This is a genomic window from Dysgonomonas sp. Shenzhen-Wh21, assembly GCF_043392705.1.
Classification (GTDB): Bacteria; Bacteroidota; Bacteroidia; order Bacteroidales; family Dysgonomonadaceae; genus Dysgonomonas.
Genome location: NZ_JAIXHZ010000014.1, coordinates 1 through 17,361, shown reverse-complemented (window position 1 = coordinate 17,361; position 17,361 = coordinate 1). Strand labels below are relative to the sequence as shown.

Below are 17,361 nucleotides of genomic sequence, written 5' to 3'. Positions count from 1 at the left end.
GAAGAAAGATAAATAAAAGCAAATAAAGACCATTCTTAAAATATAGAATGGTCTTTATTTTTAATCTATTCTTCTAAAAAAGAAGCCCTGTGCTTTATATACACAAGGGCTGCTTAGCAACTATAATAAAAAACACTAGATTTTAGCTCACGCTAAAGTTATTTCTTTATCCAAGTATACATCTTGTATTGTATTTATCAATTCAATACCTTCTTTCATTGGACGCTGAAAAGCTTTACGACCACAAATTAAGCCCATACCCCCTGCTCGCTTATTAACTACGGCTGTATAAACTGCATCTTTAAGGTCTGACGCCCCATGCGATTCACCACCGGAGTTAATTAGACCAACACGCCCCATGTAGCCATTTATAACTTGATAACGGCATAAATCGATAGGATGATCACTAGACAATTTGGTATACATACGTTCGTCCCACTTCGCAAAGTTAATAGCTTTGAATCCACCGTTATTCGTTGGAAGTTTTTGCTTAACTATATCTGCTTTTATTGTGACCCCTATATGGTTAGCCTGAGAAGATAGGTCTGCAGCACTATGATAATCGACTCCATCTTTCTTGAATGAGCTATTTCTTAGATAGCACCAAAGTATGGTTGCCATACCCAATTCGTGCGCATATTCAAAGGCTTTGGAAATATCGACTATTTGCCTGCGGCTTTCTTCAGAACCAAAATATATTGTTGCACCTACAGCGGTAGCTCCCATATTCCATGCTTCTTTTATAGTACCAAAAAGCACTTGGTCGTATGTATTGGGGTATGTTAGCAGTTCATTATGATTAATTTTTACCACAAACGGTATTTTATGCGCATATTTTCGGGCTACTGACCCTAATATTCCATAAGTAGAAGCCACAGCACTACATCCCGATTCTATAGCAAGTTTTACTATATTTTCTGAATCAAAATAAATAGGATTTGGAGCAAATGAAGCCCCTGCCGTATGTTCAATATCCTGATCTACCGGCAAAATAGACAAATAACCCGTATTAGCAAGCCTGCCATGACTAAATAGTCTTTGCAAACTGTTTAGTGTAGGAATGTTACGATCCGAATCTATCCAAACATTATCTATCGCATTTGGACTTGGCGCATGTATAAGAGATTTGTCAACTGTCTTGCTTACATGCCCAAGAAGAAACTCACTTTGATCGCCTAAAATGTTTATAATTTTTGAATTAGCCATAATATATAAGTTTTGTATTTAGATTATGAATAATCAATCATGTTACTTTATATAGAACAACCCGATTAAGATTATGTTTAAAAATACGACACATATGTATACCGTATCAAAAGATTATTTAACATACATAAACTACATCTACCTTATCATATTAACTGAAAACTTAAATTTAATCTTTATCTTTGTTTGTTTCGTATCAAGAAACACTCTCTTTTTGTAGTAATTTAACCATATATAAAATATTATGCTACATGAATTTACGCTTTCCAGAGGAAGAGCAATGATCAATTTTACATTAAAATATTGCGACACAAAGCAAAAACTTCTTAATAGCTATGGTTTTCGACGAGTAGTTGATTCTTTTATAAAACAATTTCTTAAGAAAGAAGAAGTTGTGATTTTCGATTATTATATTGAACATTTTGGCTCAGAAGACAATCTTGTAGATGCTTTTATCGAAGTATTTAAACTACTTACTGTATTTGAAATTGAAGAAGTTGTAGCTGTAGATAACAAGTATTCAAAATTCTTTGAAGATAAAGATCTATTTATAGAAGTTACAGAATTGCTTTTTGAATATTGGAAAAGACTTGAGAGATATACAATCGTAAGAAATAACAGGCTGGGTGAAGGCCTACAAAATGTTCGTTTTATTCAGGCCAATGATATGTTTAACGATCTCATATTATCAACAGGTCGTAGAATACAAACAACAGTGGTAGGAAGGGAATCCCGTATTTTTCGTCAATCTATAGCCGGAGCTAATGCCGGTCTGACATTAAACGATGTAAACTGGAATTGCCCGATCGAATATAAAGGGTTAACATCAATACCTTTTATTAGTACAGTAGTATTCCATCCCCCATATATATCTTATACTAAGAGAAATACACGTGATGGAATTTTCCAAGAGCATCAACAAAATCCGATTGAAAATCTTGTGTTAAACGAAGACGACTGGTTCGTATTTCCGGCTAAAGTGGGTAACATGCTGACCTTCGTTTATTTCCATAAAGATTTTATGGTACATGGTGTAGGGCTGTCTAATCTTTTTGAAATAGCGACAGAAAATGAATATATAGGGAAAAAACCAGATATGATATACATATTCGGTTATCCTGATGGTCATGAAGAGAAACGTACCTTCTATTATAAAGATAAAAAGAATGATATACTGATTGGATATGCAAACTATTGCGACGATATAGATTATTTCGGTTATATGAAGAAAATGCTTCTTACATTACATAATGTGAAGCAAATTGAGAATAAAAGACTACCTATACACGGCGCTATGGTGAACATTGTTCTTCGTAATGGAAAAGAATCCAATATAATTATCATGGGTGATAGTGGTGCGGGTAAATCGGAAAGTCTTGAGGCTTTCAGAACTTTAAATGAAAACTATATCCGTCATATGCGTGTCATTTTTGATGATATGGGTTATCTTAAGAAAGAAGAAGATGGTACTATCAAAGCATATGGAACCGAGATTGGAGCGTTTGTAAGGGTAGATGATCTCGATCCGGCTTATGCCTTCGCTCAATTGGATAGAGGTGTTTATACCAATATGGATAGAGTAAATGCTCGTGTTACAATTCCTATATCGACATATGAAATCATATCCAGAGGATATCCGATAGATTATTTCCTATATGCCAATAATTACAATGAGGCCGAAAAGAAAATCCTCTTGTATAACGATTTGGATAAAGCTATTTCAATATTTGAAGATGGAGCACGTAAAGCAAAAGGAACGACAACAGAAAAAGGACTTGTAAAATCTTATTTTGCAAATCCATTTGGACCTGTTCAAGAACGAGAAGCGACCGAAAAGCTTGTACGCTCATATTTTAGTGATATGAAAAAAGCCGGAGTAAAAATAGGAGAAATACACACGTCTCTGGCAATTGAAGGTAAAGCAAAAGATGGCCCGCGCGAGGCAGCCGAAGAGCTTTTCTCTTTGATTAATGAATAATAAATTATATATTTACAAAGCCTCTCGACTCATTATCAGAGGCTTTGTGTATATTTTATAATTCAGAATCAAAAAGAAATCATGAAAAAACTGAAGTTAACGCTGATCCTTTCTATCTATGTTTTATCCTGTTTTTCACTGCTTGGACAAAATTACCCTTTCCAAAACACCAACCTCTCTATTGATGAACGAGTCAACGACTTAGTGTCAAAATTAACATTAGAAGAGAAGGTTGCCCAGATGTTAAATAATACACCTGCAATAGAGCGGCTCAATATTCCGGCATACAATTGGTGGAACGAATGTCTGCATGGAATAGGCAGAACTGATTATAAAGTAACAGTTTTCCCTCAGGCTATAGGTATGGCCGCAGCTTGGAATAAAGAGTTGATGAAAGAGGTTGCTTCTGCTATATCAGACGAAGGACGTGCTATATATAACGATGCCACATCAATAGGCAATAGAGAAATATATTACGGATTAACATATTGGACTCCTAATATTAACATATTCAGAGATCCACGTTGGGGACGTGGACAAGAGACTTATGGCGAAGATCCCTTCTTAACCGGGGTATTAGGAAAGTCTTTTGTTGCCGGATTGCAAGGAGACGATACTAAATATCTAAAAGCTGCAGCTTGTGCCAAACATTATGCTGTACATAGCGGCCCCGAAAATACGCGTCATACTTTCAATACATTTGTTACTGACTATGATTTATGGGATACTTACCTCCCTGCATTTCGGAATTTAGTAGTAGAAGCAAAAGTTGCAGGAGTGATGTGTGCATATAATGCTTATAATGGTGAACCTTGCTGTGGCAATAATTTTCTGATGCAAGAGATACTACGCGAAAAATGGAACTTCACGGGCTATGTAACATCGGATTGTGGTGCAATTGACGATTTCTATCAACATCACAAAACGCATCCGGATGCTAAATATGCAGCAGCTGATGCCGTATACAACGGAACGGATATAGATTGTGGAAACGAAGCTTATAAGGCTCTTGTAGATGCTGTGAAGGCCGGTATAATAACAGAAAAGCAAATAGATATATCTCTAAAACGATTGTTTACGATAAGATTCAGGCTAGGCATGTTTGACCCTGCCGAAAATGTTAAATACTCTCAGATATCGACATCTGTTCTTGAATCTCAGAAACATAAAGATTTAGCATTGAAAATAACAAGGGAATCTATTGTACTTCTAAAAAATGAGAACAATACATTACCTCTAAGTAAAAAGCTAAAGAAAGTCGCAGTTGTAGGCCCTAACGCAAATAATGAAGTTTCTGTTTTGGGTAATTATAATGGTTTCCCAACGGAAATAGTAACGCCATACGAAGCTATAAAACAAAAATTGAAAGGGACAGAAGTTATTTATGAAAAAGGAATAGACTTTGTTACTCCTTCAGCAAACAGTCAAGAAGAAGTTTCCGCATTATTAAAACGTCTTAAGGATGTAGATGTAGTTATTTTTGTAGGTGGAATCACTCCCGAGTTAGAAGGAGAAGAAATGCCTGTTAAGATTGAAGGCTTTACCGGGGGTGACAGAACTTCTATCAAGCTACCTAAAATACAAACAGATTTTATGAAAGCTCTTGTTGCTGAAGAAATTCCTACAGTGTTTGTAATGATGACAGGTAGTGCAATTGCAACAGAATGGGAATCACAAAACATTCCAGCCATTGTCAACGCATGGTATGGTGGCCAGGATGCAGGTACAGCTATTGCTGATGTACTATTTGGAGACTATAATCCTTCAGGAAAGCTTCCTGTTACATTCTATGCAAAAGATAGTGATTTGCCTGCCTTCAATTCATATGAAATGAAAAACAGGACATATCGATATTTCAACGGAGACGTTTTGTATCCGTTTGGATATGGCTTAAGTTATACTAAATTTGAATATTCACCGATCCAAGTACCGTCAACAATAGATACCGGAAACAATGCTAAAGTATCTGTAAGTATCAAGAACACAGGTAAAGTAGAAGGAGAAGAGGTTGTACAGCTTTATATCTCTTACCCTGATACGAAAGGACAGAAACCTTTATATGCTTTAAAAGGCTTCAATAGAGTATCACTCAAAGCTGGAGAATCTAAAACTGTAGAATTCAATCTATCGCCAAGAGAGCTCGGTTTAGTAGATGATGCTGGCATATTAAAAGTTAGTGCGGGAAAAAGAAAGATATTTATCGGAGGAAGCTCTCCTACCCCAACCCATTCAGAAAAACTTCCACTCGTTGAGAAAGATTTTGATATAAAAGGAAGTGATTTTATTGTAGAATAAGTTTGATTAGATTGATTATAAAAAAGCCTCTGAATATTTCTTCAGAGGCTTTTTTATTTATTTTAAATCATGAAATACCTATCAACTAAGTCCTTCAATCATACCATTTACAATATCAATATGCTTTGCTTGCGGCTCTGCAGGCAATCCTGGCATTCGCATGATATCTCCGGCTATAGCGACAATAAATTCAGCGCCATTGTTAATCACAATATCATTTATTGTAAATTCAAAATCTTTGGGAGTGCCATAGAGGCTGGCATCATCAGAAAAAGAATATTGCGTTTTTGCGATACAAATCGGATAATGACTTATGCCCATTTTCTTAATCGTATCGAGTTTTCTTTTAGCTTTATTACTAAATACAACAGAGGCTGCACCATATATTTTCTTTGCAACTTTATCTATCTTAGTGTCAATTGCATCTCCATCATCGTATGTAAAAGTTAAACTTCTGGAAGGGTTTAAATCAATTTGCTCGACAACCTTCTTCGCTAATGCTATAGCTCCGTCACCCCCTTTTACATAAGAATCATTCAAGGCAAATCCAACTCCCATTTTATCACAACATTTCTCTATCAATGAGATTTCTTCATCAGAGTCGAAACCATATCTATTCAAAGATACAAGAACGGTCTGCCCAAAAGATTTCATATTCTCGATATGCTTGTTCAAATTTTCAAAACCTTTCAGCAGTCCATCAATATTTTTCTTCTTAATATCTTCTAAAGCTACTCCACCATGCATTTTCAATGCTTGAGTCGTGATCACGATTATTGTAAGTTTAGGCGTTATGCCGGCCTTACGACACTTGATATTAAAGAACTTTTCAGCACCCAGATCAGCACCAAAGCCAGCCTCAGTTATTACATAATCAGCGTGAGACATTGCCATTTTGGTAGCAATTACAGAGTTGCAACCATGAGCTATATTCGCAAAAGGACCACCGTGTATAATTGCCGCAGAATGTTCTGTAGTTTGTACCAAATTCGGATTTATCGCATTCTTCAATAAAACAGCAATAGCACCTGAAACACCAAGATCATTAACTGTGAAAATATTATTTTCCACGGTATATCCCAGAATGATATTTCCTATTCTTCGCTTTAAATCATCAATATCTTTCGATAAACATAGAATAGCCATTATTTCTGAAGCCGGAGTAATTTCAAATCCGGACTCTGTCGGAATACCATTTGTTGTCCCATTCAATCCTGTGACAATATATCGTAAGCTCCTATCATTTACATCTAATACCCTCTTCCATGTTATTTCCTTCAAAAACCCTTTTGTACCCTTACTTCTATACAAATAGTTATCAAGCAGAGCCGTTATCATATTATGAGCAGATGTTATTGCGTGAAAATCGCCTGTAAAATGCAGATTAATATCCTCCATCGGCAAAACCTGAGCATGACCTCCTCCGGTAGCACCGCCCTTCATTCCAAAGCAAGGGCCTAATGATGGCTCTCTTAATGCAACAACTGTTTTTTTACCTATTTTGTTTAAACCCAAAGCTAATCCAATAGAAGTTGTTGTTTTCCCTATCCCTGCTTTAGTGGGGGTTATTGCTGTAACTAATATGAGGTTACTATTAGCCACCTTCTGATCATTGATTAGAGATACAGGTATTTTAGCTATATATTTACCATAATTATATAGTTGCTCTTGAGATATTCCGAGCTTCTTGGCTATAATATTTATATTTTCTAACTCTATATTTCTTGCAATCTCAATATCTGTAATCATGTTATTATTGGGTTTAATGATATTAATAATTTTACGGGGAGCAAAGATAAATCTTTAAATTAAAGAATCAATAAAGATTTTTCAACACTGTAGTCCCTAATTAACACCCGTCCTCATATATATGTTCATATTCCACTATTTAGAACCAGTTTATATGTATTTATTATGAAGGAAATAGAAAAAACAATAACAGAATAGATATTGTAAAATAGATTTCTTTTATTATCTTTGCACAGGTTTATTGCAAATCTATCTTTGTCTAGCAAAAAAAATAAAATAATTATTTTCTCTTGTAAACAAAAAAGATTAGGGGTTGAATATCATCCCGACAGATAGCCAGCCAACAAACTAACTATTTAAATCTTAGATAATAACCTTAAATTATTATCTCCCTAAAGTTAAGTTCCATTAAAGTTATTATTATAAAGTTTTACAGAAAAGGCTTTACTCTAATTTATTAAAAATTCTCAAAAATCAATATTTTAATATAGATATACATGCGTATATACAACATTCTTGAGCTTAACGAGAAGCTCACTATCGAACTTAGAACCATCGCAAAAGAGCTTGGGATACGACGTCCTGATGCTTATAAGAAAGATGAGTTAATCTATAAAATTCTTGATGAACAAGCTATCTTAGAAGCAAAAAATAAAAACTCTGAGAGCTATCAAAGCGAAGATCGGATAGAACAACAACAAAGAAAATCCCAGTCTGCAGCTAAGAACAAACAAGAAAGACCCAAGAACCAACCGCAAGCGAAAAAAACAGAACAAGACTCTAAACCTGCTGATGCCTCCCCTAAAAAAGAAGAGCCAAAACCTCAGGTAAAAGTTACACCTAAAGAGGCTCCTGTTGTGGAAAAGAAAAATGAACCGAAAGTAGTCATTGAAGAAAAAGAAAAGGCCCCACAAAAAGAGGTGGTAAAAAAAGTGGAAGAAAAAGAGAAGGAAGTTAAGCCTGTCAGCAATGTGAAACAACAGCCAACAGCGGTCAAGCCGACTCAACTGGTTTTTCGTTCCAACAAGGTAAGAGAAGCTCAACCAGAAGAACCTGTTCCGGGATTACCACTTCTATCTCCATTAGAAGTTGATGCAGAGGTTCCGGCTGTGGAAATTATTACTGAAGCACCAGCTAAAACAAATAAACCGGCACAGCAACAAAATAATCAACAAAATCAAAAACAAAATAATCAGAATCAGGAAAAATCTTTTGATTTTGAAGGAATATTATCAGCTACAGGCGTTTTAGAGATTATGTCGGAAGGCTACGGATTTCTTCGTTCATCCGATTATAATTACATGTCGTCTCCAGATGATATATATATATCCCAATCTCAAATACGCCTATTCGGTTTGAAAACCGGAGATATTGTGGAAGGACCAATACGTCCACCGAAAGAGTCTGAAAAATTCTTCCCTTTAGTTAAGGTAGATAGAATCAATGGACGCACACCGGATGAAGTACGTGACCGTGTTCCGTTTGATCATTTGAAGCCACTATTCCCGGATGAGAAATTCAAGCTTACAAAAGGACGTAATGACAATTTATCATGCCGTGTTGTAGATCTATTCTCTCCGATTGGTAAAGGACAGCGTGGTTTGATTGTTGCTCAACCGAAGACCGGTAAAACAACATTACTAAAAGATATCGCAAATGCGATTGCAGATAACCATCCTGAGGTGTACATGATCGTTCTTCTGATCGATGAACGCCCTGAGGAGGTTACCGATATGGAACGCAGTGTAAATGCTGAAGTTATAGCATCTACTTTTGACGAACCGGCAGATCGCCATGTTAAGATAGCCGAAATAGTATTGAATAAAGCAAAGCGTATGGTAGAGTGTGGACATGACGTGGTTATCCTATTGGATTCTATCACTCGTCTAGCTCGTGCATACAATACTGTGCAACCGGCATCAGGAAAAGTATTAACCGGGGGGGTTGACGCAAATGCATTACATAAGCCAAAACGTTTCTTCGGGGCAGCACGTAATATCGAAAATGGAGGATCTCTTACAATCATTGCAACAGCACTGACTGAGACCGGCTCTAAAATGGATGATGTTATCTTCGAAGAATTTAAAGGTACAGGTAACATGGAGCTTCAGCTCGATCGTAAATTGTCTAACAAGCGTATCTTCCCTGCAGTGGATATTATTGCGTCAAGTACTCGTCGAGATGACTTGTTACTCAGCAACGACACCCTAAGCAGAATGTGGGTTCTTCGTAACTTCTTATCTGATATGAACTCTGTAGAAGCAATGCAGTTCCTTGACGGAAGACTACGAAAAACAATAAATAATGAAGAATTCCTTATCTCAATGAACGACTAGGTAAGAAGAATTATAATTCCAGATAACAGAAGCAAGGGAAAAAGAAGTAACTTTACCCTTGCTTTTTTATTTTAAACAATTCTAAATAAGAACGTATGAAACACGATCATAATCATAACGACCACGAACATTCACATAGCGGACATAGCCATGCACACAATGCCAATAAGAAAGCTTTAACTATTAGCTTCTTCCTGATAGCCGGATTTATGTTTGTTGAATTCATCGGAGGGTATTTAACGAATAGCTTAGCTTTAATATCTGATGCTGGGCATATGTTAAGTGATGCTGTTGCATTAGGGCTAAGTTTAAGTGCTCTTATTTTTGGCTCCAGAGCAGCAACTCCATCCAAAACGTATGGATATAAACGTTTTGAAATTCTAGCTGCGTTACTAAATGGCATTGTACTTGTCCTGATTTCTGTTTTTATATTCAAAGAAGCAATACATCGACTTTCAGAACCTCCTCATGTAATAGGCCCGGGTATGATGGTCATATCAGTCATTGGACTAATTATTAATATAATTGTCGCATATATCCTGCATTCACAAGGTTCGACCAAAGAAAACTTAAATATAAGAAGTGCTTTTCTGCACGTTATAGGTGATTTGTTAGGTTCTGTTGGGGCTATAGCTGCAGCAATACTCATCATGTTGTTTGGCTGGTATATAGCCGACCCAATAGCAAGTATGATTGTTTCTCTTCTAGTTCTTTATAGTGGATGGCACGTTCTTAAAGAATCTGTTAACATATTGATGGAAGCTAAACCGGCAGAGATAGACTCTGATGAAGTAGTAAATGTGTTGAAGTCAATAGAAGGCATAGAAGATATACATGACTTACATATCTGGATGATAACTTCCGAATTTTCGGTATTAACAGTTCACCTAATAGTAAAACCTAATGTTGATCGTGACCTAATCCTAGAGAAGGCTAAGCGCTCTATTCATGAAAAATTTGGAATTAAGCATGCAACAATTCAGTTAGAAGGGAAGAATATTTGTTTGTCTGAAGACTCTTGTAATTAAAGCATTTTATAAAGAGAAGTAATCAAACAAAAAAAACGACAAAATCAGATAATGATTTCGTCGTTTTTTATTTAGTATCTATAAATTTTATTCTCTTTCTAAATTGAAAGAACCTTCAATGTTTCTACTAAATCCGGCTGAATTGGTTTATTCTTTTTGATTGCTTTGGAAAATGGAACATATACAATCACATCATTTTGAATACCAATCATTACATTGCGTTGACCATCAAGCAGAGCATCAATTGCAGAAGCACCCATTCGGCTCGCAAGAATACGGTCGTTTGCAGTAGGAGAACCTCCACGTTGTACATGCCCAAGAATAGTTACTCGTACATCGTACTGGGGAAATTCTTTTTTCACACGCTCGGCCATTGCCATTGCACCACCGGTGATATCACCCTCTGTTACAAGAACAAGGCTACTATTTTTACTTTTACGAAATCCATTGGATATCAAATCTGCTAATTGGTCTTGTTGCATTGATCTCTCAGGGATAATAGCAGCTTCTGCTCCGGAGGCAATAGCACCATTAAGTGCAAGAATACCGCATTCGCGCCCCATCACTTCAATAAAGAACAAACGTTCGTGTGAACTGGCTGTATCGCGAATTTTATCTACAGCTTGCATGATTGTATTCAACGCTGTATCATAACCAATCGTTAAGTCTGTACCTTGCAAGTCATTATCAATAGTTCCCGGTAGGCCAACTATAGGAAAATTATATTCTTGTGCAAAAATACGAGCTCCTGTAAGCGAACCATCTCCACCTATAACAACCAAAGCGTCAATATTCTCGCGTTGAAGTGTTTCGTATGCTGTCTGACGACCTTCTGTTGTTTCAAACTCTTTACAACGAGCTGTTTTAAGAATTGTACCTCCTTGCTGTATAATATTACTTACACTATTTGTTTTGAAAGGTATAATTTCATCAAATACCAATCCCTTATAACCACGCATAACACCTTTAACTTCTATTCCGTTATAGATAGCTGAACGAGTTACTGCACGAATAGCTGCATTCATACCCGGAGCATCGCCTCCGGAAGTAAGGATACCAATACACTTAATGTTAGCCATAATGTTATTTATATTTATTCTTAAAGTCCCTTTTTCAAAATGAATTACAAAAATAAGAATAAATTTACTGATAAGGCTAATCTCAATATGTCAATTTGGTTAAATTAACACCGATCTTATTTCCTCTATTTTTGCTTCTACTTCCTCCATTTGCCATTTTGGAGTAGAAGTTGCACCACAAATACCTATTGAGGCTGTTTTGCTTACTAAATCAGGGTTTATATCTGATGGAGTAGTGATAAAATACGAGTTCGGATTATATTTTTTACACTCAGCAAATAAGACCTTTCCATTCGAACTCTTCTCTCCTGCCACAAAGAATATGATGTCATTATTCAGAGCAAATTCTTTGATGTTAGGGATACGGTTTGATACTTGACGGCAAATAGTATCAAAAAATTCAAATTTAGCATCTCCCGTCATTCTGCCTTGAATAATATCAATTATCTCTTGAAATCCATCCAAAGGTTTTGTTGTCTGAGAGAATAAACAAATATTTTTAGAAAAATCGAGTTTTTCGAGATCTTCTTTCTTCTCAATAACGATAGCACTCGATTCAGTTTGTCCCAATAGTCCATTCACTTCGGCATGTCCGTTTTTACCATAAATAACAATTTGTGTGTTGTTATCCTTTTCACTGTCATATTTGTCGTGTATCTTTTTCTGAAGACGCAAAACAACAGGGCATGAGGCATCTATAATTTCGATATTGTTTTCTTTTGCCGTTTGATAGGTTGAAGGTGGTTCGCCATGAGCCCTAAGTAAAACTCTGGCATTTTTCAGTTTTGCAAACTCTTCATGATTAATAGTCTTCATTCCAAGTTTTTCCAACCTGTCTACTTCTAGGTTATTGTGCACAATATCTCCTAAACAATAAAGCATGCCTCCTTTGGCCAATTCTTCTTCTGCTTTCTTTATGGCATTAACTACCCCAAAGCAAAAACCTGACTTAGCATCTATTTCTATATTACTCATTTAATTTGTAGTTATTTGTTTGAACTTTTGTACCAACCATTGCATCTGATCGTCAATGGTCATATATGAATTATCCAGAAGAATGGCGTCATCCGCTTGGATTAAAGGGCTTTCTGCCCGCGTCTGATCCATATGGTCTCTGGTTTTTAAATTTTCCAGCACTTCTTCGTATGTCGTTTTCGTATCACCCTTCGACTGTAATTCATCAAAGCGCCTCTGAGCTCTAATTTCGGCTTTTGCTGTTACAAAAACTTTCATCTCGGCATCAGGGAAAACAACAGTTCCGATATCTCTTCCATCCATTACAATTCCTTTAGCTTTACCCATTTCTTGTTGAAGAGCTACCATGGCATGACGTACAAAAGGAATTGCACTCACAATACTCACTTTTGACGATACTTCCATACTGCGTATCTGACCTTCAACATTCAGACCATTCAGATATGTCTCAGGAGTTCCTGTATCTTTATTTAAGTGAAACTGTATCTTTATATTTTCTATTTCGTTACGCAATTTTTCTTCATCCAGCTCTTCGCCATTAAAGAGGTTATGTTCTATGCAATATAGTGTTACAGCCCTATACATGGCTCCACTATCTATATAGATATACCCAATCTCCCTTGCCAAACTTTTGGCCATAGTACTCTTACCATTCGATGAAAAACCATCTATTGCGATAACTATTTTTTTCATTACTTACTTCTATTAAACATCTAAGCGATATAAATGTTTATGTTGATTCGTTATAAATTATATTCCTAATAAAGATACGGCAAAGATAATTCTAATTTTTCATTCTAAATCCTCCTTCGTTTTATAACGAGAAAGATGTTGCCGAAAAAAACTATTGTATTACAAAAAAATGTGTATTTTTGCAGCCTGAAACATTTTTATATATAAATGATAAATCGCGTTCTTATTCGTATCAGGGTTGTTCAAATACTGTTCTCATGCAGTCATAGTGAAACCACAGATTTGAGAAAGGCAGAAAGTGAGTTAATGCTTAGCCTACAAAAATCATATGATTTGTACTTTTATCTGTTATCGTTGATGGTAGAGTTGACTAATACTTATGCTCAGAGAGTAGATAGTCGCAAATCGAAACTATTGCCCACTAAAGAGGATATGAGTCCAAACACAAAGTTGTTGAATAATAAATTCATATCTCAACTCAGTCAAAACACAGAACTGATAAAATACTTGAACGATAGGCCTTTCTCATGGGCAGAACATGATGCCTTTATCCGCAACCTATTGGATAATATCTTAAACTCTGACATATATAAAGAATATACAGAAAGTCAATCTCAGGAATATAATGACGATCGTGAGTTCTGGCGTAAAGTTTTCAAGCAAATTATATGCACGACTGAAGATTTGTATTCTATCCTTGAGGATGAAAGTCTTTACTGGAACGATGATATCGAAATTATTCAATCTTTTGTTTTAAAAACAATTAAACGCTTTGAAGAAAGCAAAGGGACAGAGCAAGAGTTGCTTCCTATGTTTAAGGATGAAACCGATAAAGAATTTGCGGTAAAACTATTGAGGGAATCTTTATTCAACGGAAAAGAATATAAAGAGCTGATTGATAAATACACCAAGAACTGGGAATCGGAGCGTATTGCCCTGATGGATATGGTTATAATGCAGATTGCAATTGCTGAAATCATCGAATTTCCATCTATACCGATTAGTGTTTCCTTAAATGAATATATAGATATAGCGAAGTCATATAGTACTATAAAGAGTGCTTCTTTTATAAATGGAATTTTGGATGCAATTGTAAAGGAGCTGAAAGAAGAAAAAAAGATAATTAAGAAATAATAGTATTTATCATATTTTCGCATAAAGCCTATTTCAAAATATTCACTTATATTTGTAAAAACTTATTCAAAAAAAAGTAACTGAAGTAAGAATAATATAAATCAATATTAAAGAACAATTATGACTTTATTAAATGTATTGTTACAAGCTGCAGATGGTGGAGCTTCTCCTGCCGGAGGTTTATTAGGAGGAAGTACCGGCATGATTATTATGATGGTACTACTCTTCGGAATCATGTACTTCTTTATGATCAGACCACAGCAGAAGAAACAAAAAGCTCTACAAGAAGCCAGAAACGCCATTAAGGTAGGAGACAAAGTTGTTACAGCCGGTGGTGTTCACGGAAAAGTGAAAGAAGTGGGTGATACATATTTTATTCTTGAAATAGCGGAGGGAGTAAAAATTAAGATTGAAAAATCTTCTGTATATGTTTCAGCCGAAGATACTAAGAAACAATAATTTTTTTATTACGGTAAATATCCGGGTATAGCTTATGAGCGATACTTACGATAAGGAAATATTTGCACAAAAGGTCAAAGCTTTTTTCAAGACAATTCGGTGGAAAAAGATTTTGACCTTCATGTTTTTTGTGCTTTTATCTTTTATTTTCTGGATGATGCAAGTGTATCGCCAAAAATACGAGGCCACCCTTGCTATACCTGTTAAATACATAAATGAGCCGGATAGTATAGTCTTTGAGAATGAATTGCCAACTACGGTTTATGCCCGAATCAAAGATGATGGTGCTACTCTATTCCGATATTACCTGACTAGACGTAAAGACTCACTGGTGGTTGATGTCAGAGAGGTTATAAAAAATTCACCTGACAAGGTTATTCAAGGGCGCAATTTTGAGCAATTGATACGTTCAAAGCTTTTCGTTACATCCGAACTAATTAGCTACTCTCCCACTCGGGTATCATATTCATACGCATTATTGCGAAGCAAGAAGTTACCTGTTATTTTTAACGGTAGCGTAAGTCTCGATGCCGGTTATATGCTCGACGGAGACTTGATAACCCAGCCGGACTCTGTTATGGTATACGGCAGTAAAGCCTCATTAGATACCATTTTCTTTGCTTACACTGAATCTGATACATTAAGGAATATCAAATCGGCAAAGAAAGTGAAAATAAAGATGAAGCCTATACTAGGAGTCAAATATGTTCCGAGTGAAGTAGAATTGAATATTCCAATCGATGAGTTTATAAAAAAGGAAGTTGAAGTACCTATTACCTGTATCAATTTACCAAGCAACTTAGAAATAAAACTATTTCCGTCTGCTGTCAAAATTGAATTTTTTGTAGGCAAGAGAAGGCCTGATAATATAACCAGTAGTAATTTCGAAGTTACTATAGACTACAACGATATAAAAGAGCTGAAAGATGCGACTATACCAGTACGTATAACCGATAGTCCTGATTATATACGCACAATGACACCTGTACCTTCAGAGGTAGAGTTTGTACTCGAACAATAATAACAATTATGATCAAACTAGGTATAACCGGTGGCATAGGCAGTGGAAAGTCAACTGTCTCTCAGATATTTTCACTTAGTGGTGTGCCAGTCTACATTGCTGATATAGAAAGTAAAAGGTTAGTTGCCACATCTCCTACAATTCGAGAAAAACTAATTAATCTATTTGGAGAAGAATTATATAGCGGCGGTGTACTAAATAAACCATTGCTTGCTTCTCATATTTTTAATGATAAGAAAAAACTGGAAACAGTAAATACAATTATTCATCCCGAAGTAGAACGTGATTTTATTGAATGGGTAAAAAAACATGCCCAATGTGACATTGTAGCGCATGAAGCTGCTATTCTTTTTGAATCGGGATTTAATCGAATGATGGATAAGGTGTTAATGGTATATACACCTTTAGACATAAGAATCGAGCGAACAATGCTAAGAGACAACCTCCCTAAAGAAAAGGTGATGGAACGCATACAAAATCAGATGTCGGATGAAGAAAAAGCTAAACTTTCTGACTTTGTAATTGTTAATGATAACACAAAATCATTGATCGAACAGGTAACGAATATAATACAAGAACTTAAAACCTCAGAAAACTAGATGCAAATACAAGAATCATATCAGAAAATTTTTGCAGAAAACAAAAAATGGGTTGAGAAGAAGAACAAGGAAAATCCGGATTTCTTTACTCATCTTGTAAAAGAGCAAAACCCTGATTATTTATATATCGGATGTTCGGATAGTCGTGTACATGCAAATGAAATAATGGGTTTGCAACCGGGTGAAGTCTTCGTGCATCGTAACATAGCAAATATGGTTGTAAATAATGACTTGAATGTATTGTCTGTCATTAACTATGCTGTAGAACATTTGAATGTAAAATATATAATTGTTTGTGGCCACTATAATTGCGGTGGAATAAAGGCAGCTATGCAACCAAGAGACTTAGGTATTCTGAATCCATGGCTACGAAATGTGCGAGATGTATATCGTTTACACGAAAAAGAGCTCGATGCTATCCCTGATATGAAAGACCGCTATAACCGCTTGGTGGAACTTAATGTTTACGAACAGTGTCTGAACGTTATAAAAACAGCAGAAGTGCAAAAATCGTATTTGGAATCGGGGTATCCTCGTGTAGCAGGTTGGGTGTATGATCTTAACGATGGTACTTTGATAGACCTGAACATTGACTTCAAGAAAGAACTTGATCACATTCGTAAAATATATGACCTAACTAAGAAAAAGTAAAATAAGACTATATTAAATAATGAAACATAGACATACATATATAGCTTTATTTTTGGGAATACTTACACTTGCTTTATTACAAGGTTGTAAACCTTCAACAAAAGCTGAAGACTCTAAAATACTGATGGTCACGATAGAACCGCAGAAGTATTTTTTAG

At 35.7% G+C, this 17,361-nt stretch carries 14 protein-coding genes; 9 read left to right on the top strand and 5 right to left on the bottom strand.

Annotated elements, in window-relative coordinates; translation table 11 throughout:
* Positions 1 to 147: 147 nt before the first annotated feature.
* The gene (locus LDB17_RS00555; protein ID WP_252637325.1) at positions 148 to 1,206 is read right to left on the bottom strand and encodes a class I fructose-bisphosphate aldolase; all 1,059 of its coding nucleotides are present in this window, start codon (positions 1,204 to 1,206) and stop codon (positions 148 to 150) included.
* 244 nt (positions 1,207 to 1,450) lie between these two features.
* Between LDB17_RS00555 and LDB17_RS00550 the strand changes: the two genes are divergently transcribed.
* Together LDB17_RS00550 and LDB17_RS00545 are read left to right on the top strand one after the other, a co-directional pair.
* Positions 1,451 to 3,184 (top strand): phosphoenolpyruvate carboxykinase, encoded by a 1,734-nt coding sequence (locus LDB17_RS00550; RefSeq protein ID WP_252637324.1) that lies wholly within the window; start codon positions 1,451 to 1,453, stop codon positions 3,182 to 3,184.
* Between the two features lie 81 nt (positions 3,185 to 3,265).
* Positions 3,266 to 5,479 carry a glycoside hydrolase family 3 C-terminal domain-containing protein gene (locus LDB17_RS00545; protein ID WP_252637322.1) on the top strand — a complete coding sequence of 738 codons (2,214 nt, stop codon included), beginning with the start codon at positions 3,266 to 3,268 and terminating at the stop codon, positions 5,477 to 5,479.
* Between the two features lie 81 nt (positions 5,480 to 5,560).
* Here LDB17_RS00545 and LDB17_RS00540 read toward each other — a convergent pair whose 3' ends face one another.
* Positions 5,561 to 7,228 carry a formate--tetrahydrofolate ligase gene (locus LDB17_RS00540; protein ID WP_252637321.1) on the bottom strand — a complete coding sequence of 556 codons (1,668 nt, stop codon included), beginning with the start codon at positions 7,226 to 7,228 and terminating at the stop codon, positions 5,561 to 5,563.
* Between the two features lie 497 nt (positions 7,229 to 7,725).
* On the opposite strand from LDB17_RS00540, the gene rho reads away from it, so the two are divergent.
* Positions 7,726 to 9,564, top strand: coding sequence for a transcription termination factor Rho (rho, locus tag LDB17_RS00535; RefSeq protein ID WP_252637320.1), 1,839 nt, complete (start codon positions 7,726 to 7,728; stop codon positions 9,562 to 9,564).
* 95 nt (positions 9,565 to 9,659) lie between these two features.
* Positions 9,660 to 10,592 carry a cation diffusion facilitator family transporter gene (locus tag LDB17_RS00530; protein WP_252637319.1) on the top strand — a complete coding sequence of 311 codons (933 nt, stop codon included), beginning with the start codon at positions 9,660 to 9,662 and terminating at the stop codon, positions 10,590 to 10,592.
* A gap of 98 nt (positions 10,593 to 10,690) precedes the next feature.
* On the opposite strand, the gene pfkA is transcribed toward LDB17_RS00530, so the two are convergent.
* The 3 genes from pfkA to cmk all read right to left on the bottom strand — a co-directional run bounded on the left by pfkA (position 10,691) and on the right by cmk (position 13,339).
* A complete protein-coding gene (pfkA, locus tag LDB17_RS00525; RefSeq protein ID WP_252637317.1) occupies positions 10,691 to 11,671 on the bottom strand; it encodes a 6-phosphofructokinase in 981 nt (326 codons plus the stop codon).
* A gap of 99 nt (positions 11,672 to 11,770) precedes the next feature.
* A complete protein-coding gene (locus tag LDB17_RS00520) occupies positions 11,771 to 12,646 on the bottom strand; it encodes a 4-hydroxy-3-methylbut-2-enyl diphosphate reductase (protein WP_252637316.1) in 876 nt (291 codons plus the stop codon).
* Positions 12,647 to 13,339, bottom strand: coding sequence for a (d)CMP kinase (cmk, locus tag LDB17_RS00515; RefSeq protein WP_252637315.1), 693 nt, complete (start codon positions 13,337 to 13,339; stop codon positions 12,647 to 12,649).
* A gap of 207 nt (positions 13,340 to 13,546) precedes the next feature.
* On the opposite strand from cmk, the gene nusB reads away from it, so the two are divergent.
* The 5 genes from nusB to LDB17_RS00490 all read left to right on the top strand — a co-directional run bounded on the left by nusB (position 13,547) and on the right by LDB17_RS00490 (position 17,203).
* Positions 13,547 to 14,473 (top strand): transcription antitermination factor NusB, encoded by a 927-nt coding sequence (nusB, locus tag LDB17_RS00510; RefSeq protein WP_252637314.1) that lies wholly within the window; start codon positions 13,547 to 13,549, stop codon positions 14,471 to 14,473.
* A 120-nt stretch (positions 14,474 to 14,593) separates the two neighbouring features.
* Positions 14,594 to 14,932 carry a preprotein translocase subunit YajC gene (gene yajC, locus LDB17_RS00505; protein ID WP_006844470.1) on the top strand — a complete coding sequence of 113 codons (339 nt, stop codon included), beginning with the start codon at positions 14,594 to 14,596 and terminating at the stop codon, positions 14,930 to 14,932.
* A gap of 34 nt (positions 14,933 to 14,966) precedes the next feature.
* Entirely contained in the window at positions 14,967 to 15,953 is a 987-nt protein-coding gene (locus tag LDB17_RS00500; protein WP_252637313.1) for a YbbR-like domain-containing protein, read from the top strand.
* Positions 15,954 to 15,961: 8 nt separating this feature from the next.
* Positions 15,962 to 16,552: a dephospho-CoA kinase gene (gene coaE, locus LDB17_RS00495; RefSeq protein ID WP_252637312.1), complete on the top strand. Its 591-nt coding sequence runs from the start codon at positions 15,962 to 15,964 to the stop codon at positions 16,550 to 16,552.
* Positions 16,553 to 17,203 carry a carbonic anhydrase gene (locus LDB17_RS00490; RefSeq protein WP_252637311.1) on the top strand — a complete coding sequence of 217 codons (651 nt, stop codon included), beginning with the start codon at positions 16,553 to 16,555 and terminating at the stop codon, positions 17,201 to 17,203.
* Positions 17,204 to 17,361 lie beyond the last annotated feature (158 nt).

Excerpts from the sequence above, each read along its gene's own strand:
- LDB17_RS00555 (WP_252637325.1), bottom strand. The coding sequence starts at position 1,206 with ATGGCTAATTCAAAAATTATAAACATTTTAGGCGATCAAAGTGAGTTT.
- LDB17_RS00550 (WP_252637324.1), top strand. The coding sequence starts at position 1,451 with ATGCTACATGAATTTACGCTTTCCAGAGGAAGAGCAATGATCAATTTT.
- LDB17_RS00545 (WP_252637322.1), top strand. The coding sequence starts at position 3,266 with ATGAAAAAACTGAAGTTAACGCTGATCCTTTCTATCTATGTTTTATCC.
- LDB17_RS00540 (WP_252637321.1), bottom strand. The coding sequence starts at position 7,228 with ATGATTACAGATATTGAGATTGCAAGAAATATAGAGTTAGAAAATATA.
- rho (WP_252637320.1), top strand. The coding sequence starts at position 7,726 with ATGCGTATATACAACATTCTTGAGCTTAACGAGAAGCTCACTATCGAA.
- LDB17_RS00530 (WP_252637319.1), top strand. The coding sequence starts at position 9,660 with ATGAAACACGATCATAATCATAACGACCACGAACATTCACATAGCGGA.
- pfkA (WP_252637317.1), bottom strand. The coding sequence starts at position 11,671 with ATGGCTAACATTAAGTGTATTGGTATCCTTACTTCCGGAGGCGATGCT.
- LDB17_RS00520 (WP_252637316.1), bottom strand. The coding sequence starts at position 12,646 with ATGAGTAATATAGAAATAGATGCTAAGTCAGGTTTTTGCTTTGGGGTA.
- cmk (WP_252637315.1), bottom strand. The coding sequence starts at position 13,339 with ATGAAAAAAATAGTTATCGCAATAGATGGTTTTTCATCGAATGGTAAG.
- nusB (WP_252637314.1), top strand. The coding sequence starts at position 13,547 with ATGATAAATCGCGTTCTTATTCGTATCAGGGTTGTTCAAATACTGTTC.
- yajC (WP_006844470.1), top strand. The coding sequence starts at position 14,594 with ATGACTTTATTAAATGTATTGTTACAAGCTGCAGATGGTGGAGCTTCT.
- LDB17_RS00500 (WP_252637313.1), top strand. The coding sequence starts at position 14,967 with ATGAGCGATACTTACGATAAGGAAATATTTGCACAAAAGGTCAAAGCT.
- coaE (WP_252637312.1), top strand. The coding sequence starts at position 15,962 with ATGATCAAACTAGGTATAACCGGTGGCATAGGCAGTGGAAAGTCAACT.
- LDB17_RS00490 (WP_252637311.1), top strand. The coding sequence starts at position 16,553 with ATGCAAATACAAGAATCATATCAGAAAATTTTTGCAGAAAACAAAAAA.